Here is a 20,346-nt window from a genome sequence, read left to right on the forward strand (position 1 = left end):
AAGATGTCTGCCTTTGAACAGAACACGAGCAATCGCTCGTGACGGCGGCGTGGCTTGCCGCGTCAAGGCCTTGCTGTCACGTGCCAGCGACCCGATCCGTCACGTCCTGGCCGGGGAGGAAGACGGAGAAGCGCGTGCCCTGGCCGGGGCCCTGGCTCTCCGCGTGGATGCGGCCCCCATGGCGCTCGACGATTTCGCGGCAGATGGCCAGTCCCAGTCCCAGTCCTCCCGCGTGGTGCGCGGAGGCGTTCTGGGCCCGGTAGAAGGGCTCGAAGAGGTGGGGCAGGTTCTCGGCGGGAACGCCAATGCCCTGATCCTCGACCTGCATGAGCACGCCGCCGTCCAGCAGGCGCACGCGCACGTGGATGGGTTTGTCGGGGCGCGAGTAGCGCACCGCGTTCTCCACCAGGTTGGTGAGGACTTGATCCAGGCGCTGCTCGTCCCAGACGCCCACCAGGGGGGTATCTGGCAGCTCGAGGGAGATGGGCGCGGTGGGCTCGCCACGCGCGTGCGCGATGCGGTCGACGACCTCGCGCGACAGGGCGCTCAGGTCCATGGGGGCCCGGCGCAACGAGAAGCGCCCGGCCTGCAGCCGTGACACGTCCAGCATGTCCCCGATGAGCCGGGTGAGCCGGTCCACCTGGCGGCGCAGCCGCTCGAGCGTGCCGCGCAGCCGCTCGGGGGACAGCTCCTGGCCCGTGCGGCACTGGCGCAGGAGCAGCTCGATGGTGGCCTTGAGCGGAGTCAGGGGCGTGCGCAGCTCGTGGCTCGCCATGGACATGAACTGATCTCGGCTGTCGATGGCCTCGCGCAGCTCCTTCTGGGTGCGCTCGATGCGGGCCGCCATCTCGTTGAAGCCCTCGGTGAGCTGTGCCAGCTCATCGTCACCCCGGGCGGGAACGGGCTGGTCGAGCCGCAACGTGCCGAGCGCCGCGAAGCCATCCCGGAGCGCCGTGAGGCGTTGCGCCACGTCCCGCCCCACCCAGCGCGACAGCAGGAGCGCCACCGCGCCGGCGGCCAGCGCGATGAGCACCACGATGAGGCTCAGCCGCGTCACGGCCGCGAAGGCCTGGCGCAGGGGCGCGGTCACCGACACGGTCCACGGCGTGCCCGGCACCTGGGCATGGGCGATGAGCAGCCTGCGGCCCGAGGCGTCCACCGCCTCGGTGATGCCCTCGGTGGGGGTGAGCGCGGCGCCGTCGAGGATGGACATCACGGGCGCGCGGGAGAGGACGCTGTCCTGGCTCGTGGCGCGCAGCAGCTCGCCCTCACGGCGGTCGAAGATCTCCACGCGGTAGTCGCGCGAGGCGGGCGTCTGCTCCCGTCCCATGCGCGGCAGCACCATGCCCCCCACCAGGACGTCCAGCTGGCCCTCGCCGAGCACCACGGGCGTGGAGAAGGCCACCATGGGCAGCTGATTCACCCCGCGGAACGGGCGTGACAGGTAGGCCTCGCCCGGGGTCCGTCCCCGCTGGAAGTAGTCGCGGAAGGCGAAGTTGCTTCCCGCGTCGTCGCTCGGCAGCGAGGGCGCGCGCAGCGGTCGCCCCTCGCCATCGAGCACCCAGGCCGCGTCGAAGGGACCGGGCTGGAACTCCAGCAGCCGCAGCCGCGACTGCAGCGCTTCCTCGTCCCGCGCGCGCAGCATGGCCAGCAGCACGGGATCCCGCGCCTGGCTGAGCAACAGGAAGCGCGCCATGGTCACGGTCTGCTCCAGCCGGGCGACCTCGGTCGCCACGGTCTGCCGCGCCTTGTCGCGCAGCTCGCGTTCGATCGCCCTCTGCGCGAAGACCGAGGCCAGGGCGCCCACGGCGAGGATGGGCAACACCGACACGAGCGCCACCCCGCGGAACAACCGCCAGCCCACGCTGGACGTCTCGGGCCGCCGGCGCAGGAAGAGCATCAGCGCTCCCCCCAGGGTCATGACGAAGTACAGCTGCATCCCCGTCCAGGTGCCGCGGTAGCCCGCGACGAAGGCCAGCTGGCCGAAGAGCAGGGTCAACATCCCCACGGCGCCGCGCTCGAGCCGCGTGTTCGAGCGCCACCACCCCACGCCCAGCAGGGCACCTCCCACGAGGAAGAGCACACCCAGGGGCCGGGCCACCGGACGGTAGACGGGATAGAAGCCCGGTCCGAGCCAGGAGGGATCCACGAGGATGAACGCCCCGAAGGCCACCGAGGTCGTCAGGAGGAACCCGGTGAACAGTCCCTGGGTGCGCCAGCGGGGCAGGCTCTCGACGAGGAGGAACGCCCCCATCACGGGGTAGACGATCACCCCCGTCACGACTCCTCCCAGCACCGTGGCCTTCCACCAGTACAGGGTGAGCGTCCCCATGAACAACGCGCGTCCGACGCCGCCGATCCACATGGGCCAGGCGGGGTAGAGCAGGGCGACGAGCATCGCCGCCGAGCCCACCATGAACGAGGTCCCCATCAGCCGGATGTACGGATAGATGTGGCGGAAGATGCTCGTGCCGAACTCGTAGGGCACGTAGACCATCGTGACACCGGTCAGCAGCCCGAAGGCGGCGGCGACCCATTCGACCCGAACCCGGTTCAGGCCTGCTCGAGACACCGCATCGCCCACGCTCGTCGTCTCCCGGAGAGTGGCGCCATGACGACTCCGTCACGAGCGCCCTGGATGAACCTCCGACATAGCAGCGTCGTGGATGCGGCACTCGCGGAAAACAGGTGGGGCTCACTCCGGGTGTCAGTGGAGCGAGCCGCGCTGGTAGGTGCCCACCAGTTCACCAAACCCCAGCACGTGACCCTTCATCTGGCGCAGGAGCGCGGAGCGTCCCGGACGCGAGCCGAGGTGGATCTCACGGTCCAGGGCGAAGAGCTGGAAGTGGTAGTGGTGCGCGCTGTCGCCACGGGGCGGCGAGCAGCCCACCCAGCCGGTGCGCAGCAGCGTCGTGCGGCCCGTCTCGACCCTCGCCGCCTGCTCCTTGCTCAGCAGGATGCCCAGGCTGCGCGCATCCGGGGGCATGAGGGCGATCCAATGCACGAAGGGCTGGGGCGTGGGCGCGTCGGGATCCTCGGCGATGAGGACGAGCGAGCGCGTTCCTTCGGGCACGTCCCGCCACAACAAGGGCGGGGTGAGGTTGTCTCCATCCGCGGTGTACCGGCTGGGAATGGGCCCGCCCGGGTTGAAGGCCACGGAGTCCATGGGGATGACCACCGGCAGTCCGCGCACACCGAGCCGGGAGGACACGAGCCGCTCGGCTCCCGCCCTGACCGACGAGCGGCCTCCGAGGAGGAGATGGGGAACTCCCGTCAGCAATGCCCGAACCGTATGACCGATTTCCATGGATGAAGCCTCCCGTGACAACCTTGGCTTCACCCCCGCCGTGAAGCAGCGACACGGCGGGTGGGCGAGAGCCTTCCTGGCTGGTGTTCCAGGGAGCTCTCCGGGCGCATGGGCGTTCAGCGGGCGTCGCGGGCCGTGGCGCCGAGCAGTCCACGCGCCTGGGTGACGAGCCGGGTGAATTCCACCCGGTCGGACTGCGCCTCGGTGGCGCCCTCGGCGAGCTTCTGGACCGTGGCGAGGCTCCACTCCTTCGCGCTCGGACTCCCCCGGAGCACGTCCGCGGTGGCCGCCACCGCCAGGGCGAAGCGGAAGTCGGCGGAGGCCGCGTCGAGCGAGGGGCGCATCATCTTCGGCTCGAAGGGGAAGGCCTGTTCGGCGGCCTCGGTGCCGGTGGGGGTCTTCGCGCGGATGCGCACCGTGCCGAGCGCCGCCTGGGGCTGGGTGAGCTCCACCTCGTAGAGCGCGGTGACGCTGTGGCCGGCGCCAATCTCGCCCGCGTCCACCTTGTCCTCGCGGAAGTCCTGGTCGGCGATGTTCCGGTTCTCGTAGCCTACCAGCCGGTAGCGGCGCACCACCTTGGGGTCGAACTCCACCTGCACCTTCACGTCCTTGGCGATGACCTCCAGGGTGCCGGTGAGCTGCTGCTCGAAGACCTTGCGCGCTTCCTTGTGGCTGTCGATGTAGAAGCAGTTGCCGTTGCCCTTGTCGGCGAGCTTCTCCATCAGGTCATCCCGGTAGTTGCCCATGCCGAAGCCGATGGCCGACAGGGTGACGCCTTCCTTCACGTAGCCCTCGATGCCGCGCAGCATGGTGTCCGCGGAGAGGTTGGGGCCGATGTTGGCGTCGCCATCCGTGAGCACCACCACGCGCGACACCACGCGGCCCGAGGCCTTCTTCACCGCGTGCTTGTAGGCCATCTCCATGCCCGAGCCCATGGCGGTGCCGCCCCCGGACTCCAGCGAGTCGATGGCCTGGTAGATGCGCTCCAGGTCCGTCGCCGCGGTGGGCGACAGCACGTCCCGGGTGCTCCCCGCGTAGGTGACGATCGCCACCGTGTCGTTCTCGTTGAGGTTCTTCACCGCGATCTTCATCGCCTCCTTGGCCAGCGGCAGCTTGTCCGGCTGGCTCATGGAGCCACTGGTGTCCACGAGGAAGACGAGGTGCGCGGGCTTGCGCTGCGAGCGCGAGACGACCTTGCCCTGGATGCCCACGCGCACGAAGTGCCGGCCCTGGGCGAAGGGGGAAGGCGCGCCTTCCAGGTGCACGCGGAAGGCGCCCTCCTCGGGCGGGGCGTAGCGGTACTTGAAGTAGTTGACGAACTCCTCCACCCGCACCGCCGCGCCCGGGGGCAGCGAGCCCTGGGTGAGATAGCGGCGGGCCACCGTGTACGAGGCCGTGTCCACGTCCACCGCGAAGGTGGAGAGCCTGTCCGCGGCGGTCTCGGTGAAGGCGTTGGGCGTGTGCTCGGCGAAGGTGTTGCCCGGCGACACGGGCTCGGGGGCGTGGGGCATCCCGCGAGTGGTCAGCTTCGCGGGGCCGGGTTTCGCGACGCGCTTCATCTCCATGGGGGCGGCGGAGGCGGCGGAGGACTGGGGAACGATGGCCACCCCGCCGAGCGCGCCGCTGGAGGCCCCGCTCACCCTCCCCGCGCTGTCGGCCGCGTCTGCTTCCACCTCGGCGGGTGCCGCCTCGACCTCCATCTGGGGCGCGCGGCGAGCAGGGGCGCGGACTTCGTGCTGCTCGAGCTTCTTGCTGGCGGGCGCGGGCGCCGCCGCGAACTGCGGCTCGGGCGAGGGGGGAGGAGGGCTGTCGGCGAGGACTTCCTTCCGCGCGACCTCCTTGCCCTGGATGACCGCGGCGGGGTTGGAGGACGTGCTGCATCCGGAAACGAGGCTCAGGGCGAGGGCGGCGCCTCCCCAACGGCTCAGGGGGTTGGGCTTGGAAGTGGACATGGGCCCTGCAAACGCACCAGCCTCGCGTTCGATCTACCGGGGTCGCGCGAATTCTTCCCCGCGACCCTCCCGGGTGGCTCGGGAGAGGAGCCGCCGCAGCGGGAGGTCGCGCACGACGTCCAGGCCCTGACACAGCGCGTACGTCAGCAGCATGAGCAGCCCCGTCAGCAGGGCATACTGTCCCCACCCGCAGCGGTTGCCCCACACCACCTCGAAGCTGAAGCCGAAGACGTGGAAGTAGAGCAGCCCCAGGTGGATGACGTACGCGGACAGGGACGAGGAGCCGAAGGACTCCACGAAGCGGCGGAGCCGCGAGGGGGCTCCCTCCGAGCCCCGCCATGCCTCCAGCGCCACCAAGACGAGCAGCGGGATGCACACCCACAGCCAGCGCTCGGCCGCGTTGGAGGGGTTGGTGACGTAGAAGTGGTGGTCCGGGTAGAGGGCCTTGAGGGGCCGCGCGGCGTACGAGCCGGCCAGCCCGAGCCCGATGAGCAGCAGCAGGGCCCTCACGAGTCCCGAGCGGCCCTGCTCTCCGGTGACGGCCCCCGCGTACGCGCCGAGCCAGGCGAAGCCGAGCCAGGGCAACAAGGGGAACACCGCCCCGGTGGACTTGTTGAGCAGGAAGGCCCAGGGCCCGCTCACGTCCTCGCCCAGGGGCGAGAGGAAGAAGGTGATGAACGCCAGGGCCAGGGTCACCCCGCGCAGCACGCGGGGCCGCGAGGCCAGTGCCGCGCCCACGCCCAGCAGGAGCAACAGCGACAGCCCCACGCAGTGCAGGATGTCCAGGCGCAAGAGCCACCGCGGCTCACGGAACACGGGAAACCACATCCAATTGACGAGCGTGGCCGCGCCGAGCACCTGGAGGATGCGCCGCAGGTTGCGCCCGAGCCGCTCGACGCGCTTGCCGCTCGCGGTGCTGCGCACCAGCAGCATCGCGAGCGCGAAGCCCGCGGAGAAGAGGAAGGCCGGGGCCACCACGCCGTCCGCCCGGAGCAACTCCCTCGCCGCCGGGCTCACGCGCAGGTCCGGCCGCAGCAGCACGAACGCGTGGCATTGGATCATCATCAGCACGGCGAGTCCACGCAGCCAGTCGATGGCGCGCACCCGCTCGGGGGCATGCGGAGGGCTCATGGAAGGCAGGACAGCTCGGGTTCGGGGGCGCCCTGGTCCTGCAGGCGCAGCAGGCAGCGCAGGGCCGTGGGGTCCGGCGCGTCCGCGCTCCAGGAGCGCCGCCACAGCACGGCGGCCACGCGCGTGGGGATGCGCGAGTCCGGCGCGACGAGGGCACGCACCACGCCATTGCTTCCCACGCGGGCCTCCTTCTGGAGTTGCGTCAGCGTGGCGACGATCTCGGGGCAGCCCTCGGGGCAGTTGTAGAGGAAGACGGCGTGCCCGTGCTCCAGGTTGTGCACCCACATGCACCGGTTGGGCTCGGCGTCGTACACCCGGCAGCCCAGGGTGTTCGCGCAATGCAGCCCGCTGGTGGGCGGGTTCAGGCCGTCCCCGCACTGGGTGCTCGAGCAGGACACGTGCTGGGTGCTCGCGGGGGCGGGGGAGAGCGGAAAGTCATAGGGTGCACACTCCGCGTCGTCGGAAAGACTCGGGCCGCACGCGGAGAGGGAAACCCACGACAGGAGGTGGACGAGACGGAGGGGCGACGACATCCAGGCGGTCTTATCGCATCCCGCGGGGAGATGGGGGCGTCACCTGGAGGAGCGCCGGGAAGCGCGGACGCCGAGAAGGGTTGCATCCGGATCCCGTTCCTCTAGCGTTCGCCCCCTCATGACTCCCACCCCGCTCCGTTCCTTGTTCCTGCGCGCGGCCCTCCTGGCCATGCCGCTCGCCGCCTCGGCTGGCTGCGCGTCCTCGGCCCATGGCTCCACGGCCGCTTCCTCCGAGGCCGCTCCCGGCGCGACCCCCGCGACGGTCCCTCCCCAGTCCGCCACCACGCAGGCAGACTTGGCGTCCCTCACCGCGGAGGACGCGCGCCAGTTCGCCACTCGCGTGAATGACGAGCTCAAGCGCTTGTGGGTGAAGCAGGCCACGGCCGATTGGATCAAGTCCACCTACATCACCGACGACACGGAGCGCAACTCGGCGAGCGTCAACGAGGAGGTGATGGCCTACCTCAGCCAGGCCATCCCGCAGGCCGCGCGCTTCAAGGACGTGAAGGGGGTGGATGCGGAGTCCGCGCGCGTGCTGCGGCTGCTGCGGCTGTCCTCCATGCTGCCCGCGCCGAACGAGCCGGCGCAGCGCGCGGAGCTGGCGTCCATCGCCGCGAAGCTCGAGGGCCTCTACGGCAAGGGCAAGTATTGCGGCAAGGATGGCAAGGGGGCCTGCAAGGACCTGGGCGAGCTGTCCGACGTCATGGCCACCAACCGTGACTACAACACGCTGCTGGAGGCGTGGGTGGGCTGGCACACCATCTCCCAGCCCATGCGTCCGCTCTACGAGCGCCTGGTGACGCTGTCCAACGCGGGCGCCCAGGAGATCGACTTCAAGGACACGGGGGCGCTGTGGCGCTCGAACTACGACATGCCGCCCGAGGCCTTCGAGCAGGAGGCCCAGCGGCTGTGGGGGCAGGTGAAGCCCCTCTATGACGACCTGCACTGCTACGTGCGCGCCCGCCTGGCCAAACAATACGGCGAGGACAAGGTGCCCGCGGGCAAGGCCATTCCCGCGCACCTCTTGGGCAACATGTGGGCGCAGGAGTGGAACAACATCTATGGCCTCGTGGAGCCCTACAAGGGCCAGCCCAGTCTGGACGTGGACGCGGAGCTGAAGAAGCAGAAGTACGACGCCCTGCGCATGGTGAAGCTGGGCGAGGGGTTCTTCACCTCGCTGGGCCTCAAGCCCCTGCCGGAGACGTTCTGGCAGAACTCGCAGTTCACCAAGCCGAGGGATCGCGAGGTGGTGTGCCATGCCAGCGCGTGGGACGTCACCTACAACAACGACTTGCGCATCAAGATGTGCATCAAGCCCACCGAGGAGGACCTGGTCACCATCCACCACGAGCTGGGGCACAACTACTACTACACGTATTACTACAAGCTGCCGGTGCTCTTTCAGCAGGGCGCCAATGATGGCTTTCACGAGGCCATCGGTGATGCCATCACCCTGTCCATCACCCCGAGCTATCTCAAACAGATGGGCCTGTTGAAGGACGTGCCCACGGGGGAGAAGGGCCTCATCAACCTGCAGATGAAGGACGCGATGGAGAAGGTGGCCTTCCTGCCCTTCGGCCTGCTGGTGGACCAGTGGCGCTGGGAGGTGTTCTCCGGGCGGGTGAAGCCGGCGGACTACAACGCTTCCTGGTGGGCGCTGCGCGAGAAGTACCAGGGCGTGCGCGCGCCGGTGGAGCGCTCGGAGAAGGACTTCGACGCGGGCGCCAAGTACCACGTCCCCGCCAACGTGCCCTACACGCGCTACTTCCTGGCGCGCATCCTCCAATTCCAGTTCCACCGCGCGCTCTGCCAGGCCGCCGGCCACCAGGGCCCGCTGCACGAGTGCTCCATCTATGGCAACAAGGAGGCTGGCAAACGGCTCCAGGCCATGCTGGAGCTGGGCGCGAGCAAGCCCTGGCCCGAGGCGCTCGCGGCGCTCACCGGTCAGCGCGACATGGACGCTTCGGCCATGCTGGAATACTTCACTCCGCTGCGTCGCTGGCTGCAGGAGCAGAACAAGGGACAGCAGTGCGGTTGGTAAGTCCAGGCAGACCACCCGGTAGACAGGCCTGAAGCACTGGCTTACATTGGTTGCCGCTTGGCTGGGCTTTCTCCAGCCGGGACCTGGCGGCGACGGTCCGCGCGGGTGTCGACGGAAGAAGAGTGCAAATGGCGACTGGTACCGTGAAGTGGTTCAACGATGCGAAGGGCTTTGGATTCATCACGCAGGACGGCGGTGGCGAGGACGTGTTCTGCCACCACACCGCCATCCAGGTGGATGGGTTCCGCACCCTGGCCGAGGGCCAGCAGGTGGAGTTCGAGGTGACCCGCGGCCCCAAGGGCTTGCAGGCGCAGAACGTTCGCCCGGTGTAACGCTGAAGCACTTCCTCAGCTGTTCCCCATAAAAAGGGTCCGGTCCGATGGGATCGGACCCTTTTCTTCTTTCCGGAGTCTCCGCGTGTCCTCGCGCTCGAAGTCCTGGTTCCGCGCCCCCCGCGCGTCCGTGGCCGCCCTGCTCACCTGTCTGGGTTGTGCCTCGGGTTCATCCGCCGTCTCCTCCCGTCCGTCTTCCCCGGAGGCCCCGTCCATGAAGTCCTCCCCCTCGCGTCCGGAGCTGGTGGCCCGGCTCGTCGCCCGCCATGGCGAGGCGCACCGGGCCCGCATCGAGCGCGGCGTGGCGCAGGTGGCCGCGCTGTGGCGCGAGGAGGATGGTGACCTGGAGGCCTTCGTCACCGAGTACTTCATCCCCGACGAGGCGGCGCTCGACGCCACCCTGGCCCGGTTGGAGCAGGCGTTCGAGCAGCTCGATGGGCACCTGAACGAGGTGGGCCGGGAGCTGCGGCGCCCCACGGATCTGGACCTGGGGCCGTTGCTTCCAGTGGATGCGTTGCTCGCCGCCTATGATCCGAGCGCGCACGTCACCGAGGACTTGTTCCGCGCGAAGGTGGGCTTCGTGGCGCTGCTCAACTTCCCGCTCACCACGCTCGCCGAGCGCATGGAGCAGGGCCCGGGCTACACGCGCCGCCAATGGGCGGAAGTGCGGCTCACGGGCCGCTTCAGCAGCCGCGTGCCCGCCGAGGTGCGGCAGGAGGCGACGCGCGCGAGCGCGGCCGCGGACCTCTACATCGCCGAGTACAACCTCTGGATGCACCACCTGGTGGACGCCCAGGGACGCCGGCTGTTTCCCAAGGGCATGCGGCTCATCAGCCACTGGAACCTGCGCGACGAGCTGAAGTCGCGCTACGCGGATCCGGACGGCGTGGCGAAGCAGCGGATGATCATCCAGGTGATGAGCCGCATCGTCACGCAGACGATTCCCGCGGCGGTCATCGACAATCCGCGCGTGGATTGGGATCCCTTCACCAACACGGTGAAGGCGGCGCCCGCGGAGGAGGTGGAGGCGGACGCGCCCCAGCGTCCGGTGGGGGTGGATGGAGCGCGCGAGGACGACGTGCGCTACGCGAAGCTGCTGGCGCACTTCCACGCGGCGCGCAAGCAGGACCCCTACGTGCCGGTGGCGCCCACGGCGATTGCCCGGAGCTTCGAGCTGGCACGGGAGCTGCCCGAGGCCCGGGTGAAGGCGCTGTTGGAGCAGGTGCTCACCTCGCCGCTGGTGCCCCGGGTGGCGAAGGTCATCGAGCAGCGTCTGGGCCGCAAGCTCGAGCCGCAGGAGCTGTGGTACGCCGGCTTCAAGGCGAACGCGACGCGCCCCGAGGCGGAGCTGGATGCGCTCACGCGCAAGCGCTACCCGAACGCGGAGGCCTACGCCCGGGACATGCCCCGCCTGCTCCAGGGGCTGGGGTTCTCCAAGGAGAAGGCCACCTTCCTCGCCGAGCACATCCGGGTGGACCCGGCGCGCGGCGCGGGCCATGCGATGCAGGCGGCGCGGCGCGGCGACTTCCCCCGGCTGCGCACGCGCGTGGGCCCGGGCGGCATGGACTACAAGGGCTACAACATCGCGGTGCACGAGATGGGGCACAACGTGGAGCAGGTGTTCTCGCTCTACAACGTGGACCACACGCTGCTCGCGGGCGTGCCCAACAATGCCTTCACCGAGGCGCTCGCCTTCGTCTTCCAGGCACGGGACATGGAGCTGCTCGGCATGGCGAAACCCGACGCCGCGAGCGAGCGTGAGCGGGTACTCAACGACTTCTGGCAGACGTGGGAGATCGCCGGCGTGGCGCTGGTGGACATCGCGGTCTGGCATTGGATGTACGAGCACCCGGACGCCACGCCCGCGAGCCTGCGCGAGGCGGTGGTGCGCATCGCCCAGGAGACGTGGGATCGCTACTACGCGCCCGTGCTGGGAGGGCAGGGCACGCCGCTGCTGGGCATCTACAGCCACATGATCTCCTACCCGCTGTACCTGGCGGACTACCCGCTGGGGCACCTCATCGCCTTCCAGATCGAGGAGCACCTGCAGAAGTCCGGCAAGCTGGGCGCGGAGTTCGAGCGGATGGCGAGTCAGGGTGCCCTGACTCCCGATGTGTGGATGACGAAGGCCACGGGCGCGCCGGTGAGCGCCGAGCCCCTGCTGCACGCCACGGAGAAGGCGCTCGGCCAGTGAGCGGTCAGCGCGTCCCGGTGGCGGCCTGCTCGGAGAGCGCGAGCAGGCCGCCGAGGGTCATGGCGATGAGCCGCTCGAGGTAGTCCGGCGGAGTGGCTTGCCCCGTCACGATCACCCGCCAGTAGAGCGGGGCGCCGAGCAGATCCAGGGCGAGGTCGACATCGAGTTCGGGTGACAGCTCGCCCCGGTCCATGGCCCGGCGCAGCAGCTCCTGGGCCCGGGCGCGCCGTCCCTGTTGGATTCCCGTGCGCACCGCCGAGGAGAGCGCCGGTGTGCGCCGCATCTCCGCGTGCATGTCCGGCAGGATGCGCGTGATGAGCGGCCGGCGCAGCAGGGCCCGGGTCTGCTCGAGGAGGGCCGCGACGTCGCCGCGCAGCGACCCCGTGTCCGGTATGTCGATCAGATCGGTGCCGACCTCGGCGAGCAGCTCCGACACCATCTCCAGCTTCGAGGGCCAGCGCCGGTAGATGGCCGCCTTGCCCACCCCGGCGCGCTTCGCCACCGCCTCGATGCTCAGCGCCGCATACCCCGTCTTCGCCAGCTCGCGGAACAGCGCGCGGGTGATGGCGGCGGTGACGTCGGCCTGGAGCACCGCGGCTCCGGCCACCTTCCTCTCCGTTCTTCGCATGGGCTTCTCCTTCGTCGTCTTCACGTTACGACGATACGCTTGCGTTCCATCGTTCATTGCCCTATTTATACGTCGGAACGCAGCCGTTCCAACGTGAAGTCGCGAAGGGGAGAGAAACCATGTTGATGAGTCACCAGGAAGAGGCGCACCAGAACCCCAACATCCGGCTGTTCGTGTCGGGCTACCGGGCCCTGCTCGACGGGAATGCCGAGGGCTTCGTGGACATGTGGGCCGAGGACGGCTCGATCGAGTTCCCCTATGCCCCCCCGGGGTTCCCCCAGCGGCTCGATGGCAAGGCGGCCATCCGCGAGCACCTGCGGAAGTTCCCCGAGATGCTGCACTTCGACCGCTTCAGCGAGCCGGTCTTCCATCAGTCCCAGGATCCGCGGGTGCTCGTCGCGGAGTTCTCCTGCGAGGGGCGCGCCGTGGCCACCGGCAGGCCGTACAACCAGCAGTACATCTCGGTGGTCGAGTTCCGGGATGGGCGGATCGTGAAGTACCGGGACTACTGGAACCCGGTGATCGCGCTGCGGGCCATGGCCATCCCCCTGGACACCAAGGAGGGATGACGATGAGCAAGCCTGGGATTCTCGTGACGGGTGGTACGGGCAAGACGGGTGGCCGCGTGGTCCGGCGGCTGAAGGAGCTGGGTTGGCCGGTGCGTCTGGCCAGCCGCTCGGGGAGCGCGCCCGAGGGAGTGGAAGCCGTGCGCTTCGACTGGAACCAACCGGAGAGCCACGCCCAGGCCCTCTCCGGCGTGGAGCGCGTCTACCTGGTCGCGCCGGTGGGAGACACGGATCCGCTGCCGCTCATGTCGGCGTTCGTCGAGCGGGCGCGCGCGGCGGGGGTGCGGCGGTTCGTGCTGCTCAGCGCCTCGTCGTTGCCGGAGGGCGGACCGGCCATGGGCGGCGTGCACCGGTTGCTGCGCGAGACCGCGCCGGAGTGGACCGTGCTGCGCCCCTCGTGGTTCATGCAGAACTTCTCCGAGGGACAGCACCAGGCCACCTTGAGCGATGAAGGGGCGCTGTACTCGGCGACGGGCGAGGGGCGCGTGCCCTTCATCGACGCCGACGACATCGCGGAGGTGGGGGTCCGGGCGCTCATCGACGAGAAGGCACACAACACGGCGCACCTGATCACGGGGCCTCGCGCGCTGACCTACGGGGAAGCGGCGAACATCATCGGTGCCGCGCTGGGCCGGCCCCTGCGCCACGTCAACCTGACGGAGGAGGCGCTCGCCGAGCGCTGGAGCCGCCTGGGGCTCACGCGGGACTACGCCGCGCTGCTGGCGTCCATGGATGGAGCCATCGCCCGGGGGGCGGAGGATCGGACGACCGCCACCGTCGAGCAGGTGACGGGGCGGCCTCCGAGGGACTTGGTGGACTTCGCCCGGGCCTCGGTGTCGGCCTGGCGAAAGCAGGGCTGAGCCGTGGCTACTTCTTGGGCTCGGGCGTGGCGCGCGGCACGTCCGCGCCCTGACCGCCGATGCCCAGCAGCTCCACCTCGAACACCAGGGTGGCGTTGGGCGGGATGGTGGGAGGCGAGCCCTGCTCCCCGTAGGCCTGCTTGGCGGGGCACACGAGCTGCGCCTTGCCGCCCACCTTCAGCTTCTGCACGCCCTCGGTCCAGCAGGGGATGACGCCGTTGAGGGGGAACTCGGCCGGCTCGCCGCGCTTGTAGGAGCTGTCGAACTCCGTGCCGTTGGTGAGCGTGCCGCGGTAGTTGACCTTCACGGTGTCGGTCGCCTTGGGGCTCGCGCCAGAGCCCGCCTTGAGCTCCTTGAAGACGATGCCGGAGGGCAGCTTCACGGCGCCCTTCTCCTTGGCGGCGTCCTCCAGGAACTTCTGGCCGACCTTGTCCTGCCGGCCCTTGGCGAGCGCCTGCAGCTTGGGTCCGTACGTCTCCAGATCCACCGCGGGCTTGGCGTTGGTGAGCGAGTCCGTCAGGCCCTTCTTGACGATCTCGACCTCGGCCGGGCTCAGATCGAAGATCTTGATGCTCCGGCCGATCGACAGCCCGAGCGCGTACACCGTCTTGTCATCCTCCGTCTTGAGCGAAGCCGAGGAAGCCGGAGCCTGTGCCGGAGCCTGCGCCAGGGCCTGCATTCCAGTGAAACCGATGACTGCCGCTGCCAGTACACCCAATCGCATGTGGGAATCCGCCTTTCGAAGAGCGGCGGGAAACATAGGCGCGTCCGCGTATTCCCGCTGACCGTTTTCTTGCGGCTTGTCCGGATGCTCCTACCCTCGCGGGCAGTCCGCTGCAGGCAGGAAGCGGCCTGTAGCGGTGTTGTCCCCGGAGTGGTGCCACCGGAAGGGTGTGACGATGAGCGACAAGCGGAAGAACGCGCGGGTTCCCCTCGATATCTACCTGAACAAGTACATGTCGGGTGTGCCGTACATGGTGCACGCCAGCGACATCAGTCAGGAGGGCGTGAGTCTGGGACGCCTCATCGAGCCCGAGCAGTCCGCCAGGCGGGTGGGGTTGCAGTTCCAGCTCCCCGGCTCCGAGGAAGTCATCTACGCCGAGGGCGAGGTGGTGCGCGAGTGGGTGGAGGCCAGCCCGCGTCAGCACGAGCGCTCGGGCGTGCGCTTCACGCTGCTCACCTCGCGGCACCGGCAGATGATCGACGAGTACGTGACGCGCGGCACGCGGGGCCACTGAGCCCCGTGCTCGCGAGTGCTCCTCGCGGGCTCCCTGTTTGCTCCGTTGAAGGGCGGCCGGACGAGCCGCCTTGACCGGGTGGGGAGCACGCCGTTGAATCCCGGGCCATGCGAAGCGCAGCGTGGTGGAGTCGCGGGTGGCGGGTGCTGGGGGTGCTCGGGGTGTGGGCGCCGTTGACGGTGCTGGCCGCGGGAGGGAGCGTGGATTGGCAGCGGCAGGTGCTCCGGGTGACGGGCAATGGCCCCCCGGACGTGAAGGCCAGCAATCCGGCGCAGGCGAGGTTGGGGGCGGAGCGCTCGGCGAAGGAGCACGCCCTGGAGGATCTGCTGGAGCTGGCGAAGGGGGTGCCGCTGCGCTCGGACCGGACCGTGGGGGAGGAGATGGCCCGGGAGGAGACGCGCCGCCGGGTGGAGGAGGTGCTGCGCGGCCAGCAGATCATCCGCAAGCGCTACTACTCCGATGGGGGCGTGCAGTGGGACGTGGAGGTGCCGCTGGGCGCGCTCACCCAGGTGCTCGTCACGCCGGAGCCGGAGACGAAGCCCTCCGAGCGGGACAAGGAGTCCCCGGCCAAGACGAGCAAGGCCACGGGGCTGGTGGTGGATGCGCGCAAGCTGGGGATGACCCCGGTGCTGGCGCCCCGGCTGATCGACGCGGCCTCGGGCGAGCGGCTCTATGGCCTGGCGTCACTGGACGCGGAGGCGCGCAAGAGCACGGGCGTGGCGGGGTTCTTCCAGCGCCTGGAGGACGCGCGCAAGGCGGGGAGGGTGGGCGCCAAGCCGCTCGTCCTCGAGGCGGCGCGGCTCGAGGGCTCGGATCTCCAACTCGGGCCGGACGCGGTGAAGAAGCTGGGGGAGCTCGAACCACGGCTGCTGGCCGAGGGCCGGGTGGCGATCCTCATTCAATAGGAGGGAGCGCGGATGCGGGCAGCGGGCGGGTGGTGGAGGCGCGGGTGGAGAGGGGCCGTGTGGGTGTGCGGGCTGGGGCTCGGGTGTGCGTCGGGTCCCGGGGCGGTGCAGTCCCCGACGGTGGATCGGGCCCGCGAGATGCTGCGGACCGGACGGGCGCGTGGAGGCAACCTGGTGTTGCGGTGCGAGCCCGGGGACGCGGACGTGTACCTGGATGGGGTCGCCCAGGGCTTCTGCTCCGATTTCGGGGACGCCCAGGGCGGGTTGCACGTGGGCGAGGGCATGCACCGTATCGACGTGAAGAAGGAAGGCCACTGGCCCTACACCACGTATTACGAGCCCGGCCGGGCCCGGGCGGCGCTGACCATCCAGCTGCGGGAGAAGGCGCCGGGGGGTGGACAGTCCCCGTGAGCCGCCCGGGCGCGCTTCCGGTGTAGCCTCGGGGCCACGGCTCGCCTGGAAGGGCGGGCAAGAAGAGAAGGGGTGCGGTCATCGGACGCAACAAGAGAGGCAAGGCGCAGGCGGTGAAGGCGCCCGTGCTCCCCAGGGTGGTGGAGACTCCGGCGGAACCGGCGCTGCAGGTGGTGCGGAGCGAGCCCGAGGCCCTGCTGTCGGAAGCCGAGGCCCGGCGGGTGGACTTCGTCTGGTCGGCGGTGATGGTGGGCGTGCTGGGGCTGGTGTTCGCGCTGCTCTCGGTCTTCGGCGGAGTGGCGGTGCCGGTGCTGCTGGCGCTGGGCACGGCCTACGTGCTCAACCCCGTCGTCACGGGCCTGGAGCGCCGGGGCATTGATCGGACCTGGGGGACGAGCGCGGTGTTCGCCGCGTGCACGCTGGCGACGGCCGGAGGGGTGCTCTACCTGGTGCCCGTCTTTCGGGACGAGGCCGCGAAGCTGCCGGAGTTCTTCGTGCGGGCGAGCTCCCAGGTGGTGCCCCAGGTGGAGTCCTTGTTGGGCCATCCCCTGCCGGACCTGCTCCAGCAGCGCATGACGGAGCTGGGCGGACGGGCGTCGGAGCTGTTGCAGAGCGCGGGACCCACCGCGGCGCGGCTGGTGGCGAGCTTCGCGGGCAACACGGCGCGCTTCGTGACCACGCTGCTGGGGCTGTTGGTGGTGCCGGTGCTGGCCTTCTTCTTCCTGCAGGACTTCCCCCGCATGGTGGAGCTGGTGCGGGGGCTGGTGCCCCGCCGGGCGGAGGGGTTGGTCAGCCAGCGCTTCGGCGAGGTGGATGACGTGTTGTCGGCCTTCGTGCGCGGACAGGTGACGGTGGGGGCCATCCTGTCGGTGCTCTACAGCACGGGGCTGGGGTTCGCGCGCATCGACATGGCCATCGTCATCGGGTTCATCGCGGGCTTTGGCAACATGGTGCCGTACCTGGGCACGGGCGTGGGCGTGGTGTTGGCGCTGCTGGGGGTGATGCTGTCCTGGCAGGGCGCGTGGCAGCTCGCCGTCGTGGTGGGCACGTTCGTGGTGGGGCAGATGGCCGAGGGCTTCATCATCACGCCGCGCGTCGTGGGCGACAAGGTGGGCCTGTCCTCGATGGCCGTCATCATCGCCATCCTGGCGTTTGGCGAGCTGTTCGGCTTCACCGGCATCCTGCTCGCGGTGCCCACGACGGCCATCCTCAAGGTGGTGCTGAGCGTGGTGGTGGAGCGCTACCAGAAGACGTCCGTCTATACGGGCGAGAAGCCCACCCCCTGAGTCCCGGGCCCGGTAGCGGGCAACGGAGCCGGGGGGATTGGCGCCAGGGGGGGAGGGGAGCTAGGCAAGGGGCGTGGCGAAGCGCGAAGCGGTGGAGCGGGATCTGGCGGGCCTCGGGTCCCTTCATGAGGAAATCATCGCCTGCCGGGCCTGTCCCCGGCTGGTGGAGTGGCGGGAGAAGATCGCCCGGGAGAAGCGCCGGGCCTACCGGGACTGGACGTACTGGGGCCGGGCGGTGCCGGGGTTCGGAGACCCTCGGGCGGGCATGGTCATCGTGGGACTGGCGCCCGCGGCGCATGGGGCCAACCGGACGGGCCGGTATTTCACGGGGGACCGGTCGGGGGAGTTCCTCCTGGCCGGGCTGCACCGCGCGGGGTTCGCCAATCAGCCCCGGAGCGACCACCGCGACGACGGGCTGGAGCTGACCGGGGCCTTCATCTCCGCGCCCTGCCGGTGCGCGCCCCCCGACAACAAGCCCCTGCCGGAGGAGCTGGCGCGCTGCACGCCCTTCTTCGACCGGGAGCTGGCCCTGCTGCCCGTCCGGGTGGTCCTGGCGCTGGGGAGCATCGCCTGGAGCGCGACGCTCGCCTGGATGCAGCGCACGGGGGTGGCGCTTCCCTCGCCCCGGCCCGCCTTCGGCCACGGCGCCGAGCTGGCCCTGCCCGGGGCTCCGGTGCTGCTGGGCAGCTACCACGTCAGCCAGCAGAACACCCAGACGGGGCGGCTCACCCCGGCCATGTTCGACGCGGTGACGGCCCGGGCCCGGGTGTTGTTGGAGTCGCCGCGGGAAGAGCGCGCACGCGTGTCGCTGTTTCCTTGACAGCCGAGGGCGCCCCCTGTAATTCCCCGCCCGCCTCGTGACGACGAGTCCCGCGGCGAAACGGGTCGTTAGCTCAGCGGTAGAGCACTACCTTGACACGGTAGGGGTCAGTGGTTCGATCCCACTACGACCCACAAGCATCAAGGGTTTCCACGCGCGGGCGGCAGGCTGATCAGCCTTGCCGCCCGTGTTCTTTTCCGAGGTCTCGCATGGCGGATCAAATCACGGTGACGCTCCCCGATGGCAGCCAGAAGCAGGCGGCGCGGGGCACGACCATCGCTGACTTCGTGCGTGAGGGCATTGGGGCGGGCCTGGCCAAGGCCGCGCTCTTCGCGCGGGTGAACGGCGAGGACATGGACTTGTCGCGCCGGCTCGAGTCGGACGCGAAGCTGCAGATCTTCACCTCCAAGAGCCCCGAGGGGTTGGATCTCATCCGGCACGACGCCGCGCACGTGGTGGCGGGGGTGGTGCAGCGGCTCTATCCCGGCACCCAGGTGACGATCGGCCCGTCCACGGACGAGGGCTTCTACTACGACTTCTTCCGCGACCGGCCCTTCACGCCCGAGGACCTGGAGAAGATCGAGGCGGAGGCCAACAAGGAGATCGCCCAGAACGTGCCCTTCGTGCGCAGCGAGATCTCCATGGAGGAGGCCATCCAGCTCTTCGAGGGCAAGGGCGAGAAGTTCAAGGTCGAGATCGTCAAGGACATCGCGGCCAAGGGCGCCAAGACGCTCACGCTCTACACCCACGGGGACTGGGTGGACTTCTGCCTCGGGCCCCACGCGCCGAGCACCGGGAAGATCGGCGTCATCAAGCTCATGTCCACGAGCGGTGCCTACTGGCGCGGCGATCATCGCAACCCGATGCTCCAGCGCATCTACGGCACGGCCTTCTTCGACAAGAAGGCGCTCCAGGAGCACCTCAACCGGCTGGAGGAGGCGCGCAAGCGCGACCACCGCAAGCTGGGCAAGGAGCTGGATCTCTTCCACTTCCACCAGTACTCGCCCGGCGCCGCCTTCTGGACCCCCAAGGGCACCACGCTCTACAACACCCTGTCGGCCTTCATGCGCCGGCTGACGAGCGACAACGGCTACGTGGAGATCAAGACCCCGCTGCTCTACAACAAGGGCCTGTGGGAGACGAGCGGCCACTGGGGCAAGTACAAGGAGAACATGTTCCTCGTGCTGGACAACGAGAGCGGCGAGCACGACTTCTCGCTCAAGCCGATGAACTGCCCCAGCCACCACCTGTACTACGGCTTCAAGAAGCACAGCTACCGCGACCTGCCCCTGCGCCTGCACACCCAGGACATCCTCCACCGCAACGAGGCGGCCGGCTCGCTGGGGGGTCTCACGCGCGTGCGCCAGTTCGCCCAGGACGATGCCCACATCTACTGCCGCGAGGATCAGATCCCCGACGAGGTGAAGCACTTCGTCCACATCCTGGATCGCGTCTACAAGGCCGTGGGGCTGAGCTACTCGGTGAAGCTGTCCACGCGGCCGGAGAAGCGGCTCGGAGATGACTCGCTGTGGGACAGAGCCGAGGGCGGCCTGAAGAGCGCGCTGGAGAGCCTGGGCCTCCAGTACGAGCTCAAGCCGGGCGATGGCGCCTTCTACGGCCCGAAGATCGACTTCGACGTGTCCGACAGCATCGGCCGCAAGTGGCAGCTGGGCACCATCCAGCTCGACTACCTGGCACCCGAGCGCTTCGATCTCTCCTACGTGGGCGAGGACAACGCCGCGCACCGGCCAGTCGTGCTGCACCGCGCCATCTACGGCTCCTTCGAGCGCTTCATCGCCATCCTCATCGAGCACTTCGCGGGGGCGTTCCCGACGTGGCTGGCGCCCGTGCAGGTCACGCTCGTCACCGTGGCGGACCGGCAGCTGGACTACGCCCGCCAGGTGCGCGACCGGCTGCGCTCCAAGGGCTACCGGGTCGAACTGGACGAGCGGGGGATGACGCTCAACGCGAAGATCCGCGAGGCCCAGATGCAGAAGATCCCCTTCACCCTGGTGATCGGCGACAACGAGGTGGAGGCGGGCGCGGTATCCCCCCGCCGCTATGGCGGAGAGGACCTCAAGAGCATGAAGCTGGAGCTCTTCGAGGCCCTGCTGGAGAAGGAAGCGGCCTGGCCCTGATGTC

18 protein-coding genes and 1 tRNA gene are annotated in these 20,346 nt (G+C 69.6%); 12 read left to right on the forward strand and 7 right to left on the reverse strand.

What is annotated here, in order from left to right:
• Positions 1-76: 76 nt before the first annotated feature.
• From D187_RS42335 to D187_RS42355, 5 genes are all read right to left on the reverse strand, one after another.
• The gene (locus tag D187_RS42335; protein WP_002620673.1) at positions 77-2,584 is read right to left on the reverse strand and encodes a sensor histidine kinase; all 2,508 of its coding nucleotides are present in this window, start codon (positions 2,582-2,584) and stop codon (positions 77-79) included.
• A 123-nt stretch (positions 2,585-2,707) separates the two neighbouring features.
• On the reverse strand, positions 2,708-3,307 hold the full coding sequence (locus D187_RS42340; RefSeq protein WP_002620674.1) for a YbhB/YbcL family Raf kinase inhibitor-like protein: 600 nt from the start codon (positions 3,305-3,307) through the stop codon (positions 2,708-2,710).
• Positions 3,308-3,423: 116 nt separating this feature from the next.
• A complete protein-coding gene (locus tag D187_RS42345; RefSeq protein WP_002620675.1) occupies positions 3,424-5,259 on the reverse strand; it encodes a vWA domain-containing protein in 1,836 nt (611 codons plus the stop codon).
• Positions 5,260-5,292: 33 nt separating this feature from the next.
• A complete protein-coding gene (locus D187_RS42350; protein ID WP_002620676.1) occupies positions 5,293-6,390 on the reverse strand; it encodes a heparan-alpha-glucosaminide N-acetyltransferase domain-containing protein in 1,098 nt (365 codons plus the stop codon).
• Positions 6,387-6,923, reverse strand: a complete 537-nt coding sequence (locus tag D187_RS42355) for a DUF3105 domain-containing protein (RefSeq protein ID WP_043434269.1) — start codon at positions 6,921-6,923, stop codon at positions 6,387-6,389. The genes D187_RS42350 and D187_RS42355 overlap by 4 nt, the downstream gene beginning before the upstream one ends.
• Positions 6,924-7,092: 169 nt before the next feature.
• Here D187_RS42355 and D187_RS42360 point away from each other — a divergent pair, with 169 nt between their 5' ends.
• The 3 genes from D187_RS42360 (at position 7,093) to D187_RS42370 (ending at position 11,490) form a co-directional block, all read left to right on the forward strand.
• Positions 7,093-8,964, forward strand: coding sequence for a M2 family metallopeptidase (locus D187_RS42360; protein ID WP_002620679.1), 1,872 nt, complete (start codon positions 7,093-7,095; stop codon positions 8,962-8,964).
• A 128-nt stretch (positions 8,965-9,092) separates the two neighbouring features.
• Positions 9,093-9,296 (forward strand): cold-shock protein, encoded by a 204-nt coding sequence (locus tag D187_RS42365; protein WP_002620680.1) that lies wholly within the window; start codon positions 9,093-9,095, stop codon positions 9,294-9,296.
• Positions 9,297-9,510: 214 nt separating this feature from the next.
• The gene (locus D187_RS42370) at positions 9,511-11,490 is read left to right on the forward strand and encodes a hypothetical protein (protein WP_051256782.1); all 1,980 of its coding nucleotides are present in this window, start codon (positions 9,511-9,513) and stop codon (positions 11,488-11,490) included.
• A 4-nt stretch (positions 11,491-11,494) separates the two neighbouring features.
• On the opposite strand, the gene D187_RS42375 is transcribed toward D187_RS42370, so the two are convergent.
• Positions 11,495-12,118 (reverse strand): TetR/AcrR family transcriptional regulator, encoded by a 624-nt coding sequence (locus D187_RS42375; RefSeq protein ID WP_051256803.1) that lies wholly within the window; start codon positions 12,116-12,118, stop codon positions 11,495-11,497.
• 119 nt (positions 12,119-12,237) lie between these two features.
• On the opposite strand from D187_RS42375, the gene D187_RS42380 reads away from it, so the two are divergent.
• Together D187_RS42380 and D187_RS42385 are read left to right on the forward strand one after the other, a co-directional pair.
• Positions 12,238-12,687, forward strand: coding sequence for a nuclear transport factor 2 family protein (locus D187_RS42380; RefSeq protein ID WP_002620683.1), 450 nt, complete (start codon positions 12,238-12,240; stop codon positions 12,685-12,687).
• A gap of 2 nt (positions 12,688-12,689) precedes the next feature.
• A complete protein-coding gene (locus D187_RS42385) occupies positions 12,690-13,544 on the forward strand; it encodes an ergot alkaloid biosynthesis protein (protein WP_002620684.1) in 855 nt (284 codons plus the stop codon).
• A 7-nt stretch (positions 13,545-13,551) separates the two neighbouring features.
• Here the strand turns inward: D187_RS42385 and D187_RS42390 are convergent, their stop codons facing one another.
• Positions 13,552-14,268, reverse strand: coding sequence for an FKBP-type peptidyl-prolyl cis-trans isomerase (locus D187_RS42390; RefSeq protein WP_076606331.1), 717 nt, complete (start codon positions 14,266-14,268; stop codon positions 13,552-13,554).
• A 175-nt stretch (positions 14,269-14,443) separates the two neighbouring features.
• Between D187_RS42390 and D187_RS42395 the strand changes: the two genes are divergently transcribed.
• From D187_RS42395 to thrS, 7 genes are all read left to right on the forward strand, one after another.
• Positions 14,444-14,782, forward strand: coding sequence for a PilZ domain-containing protein (locus D187_RS42395; protein WP_002620686.1), 339 nt, complete (start codon positions 14,444-14,446; stop codon positions 14,780-14,782).
• A 107-nt stretch (positions 14,783-14,889) separates the two neighbouring features.
• Positions 14,890-15,687, forward strand: a complete 798-nt coding sequence (locus D187_RS42400; RefSeq protein ID WP_245591963.1) for a TP0624 family protein — start codon at positions 14,890-14,892, stop codon at positions 15,685-15,687.
• 57 nt (positions 15,688-15,744) lie between these two features.
• Positions 15,745-16,098, forward strand: coding sequence for a hypothetical protein (locus D187_RS42405; RefSeq protein ID WP_002620688.1), 354 nt, complete (start codon positions 15,745-15,747; stop codon positions 16,096-16,098).
• A 125-nt stretch (positions 16,099-16,223) separates the two neighbouring features.
• Positions 16,224-17,384 carry an AI-2E family transporter gene (locus tag D187_RS42410; protein WP_438356979.1) on the forward strand — a complete coding sequence of 387 codons (1,161 nt, stop codon included), beginning with the start codon at positions 16,224-16,226 and terminating at the stop codon, positions 17,382-17,384.
• Between the two features lie 103 nt (positions 17,385-17,487).
• Positions 17,488-18,204 carry a uracil-DNA glycosylase gene (locus D187_RS42415; protein ID WP_043434584.1) on the forward strand — a complete coding sequence of 239 codons (717 nt, stop codon included), beginning with the start codon at positions 17,488-17,490 and terminating at the stop codon, positions 18,202-18,204.
• Between the two features lie 62 nt (positions 18,205-18,266).
• Positions 18,267-18,338 (forward strand) — tRNA-Val (locus D187_RS42420).
• A 75-nt stretch (positions 18,339-18,413) separates the two neighbouring features.
• On the forward strand, positions 18,414-20,342 hold the full coding sequence (gene thrS, locus D187_RS42425) for a threonine--tRNA ligase (RefSeq protein WP_002620691.1): 1,929 nt from the start codon (positions 18,414-18,416) through the stop codon (positions 20,340-20,342).
• Positions 20,343-20,346: the final 4 nt, after the last annotated feature.

The organism is Cystobacter fuscus DSM 2262, from assembly GCF_000335475.2.
GTDB lineage: Bacteria > Myxococcota > Myxococcia > Myxococcales > Myxococcaceae > Cystobacter > Cystobacter fuscus.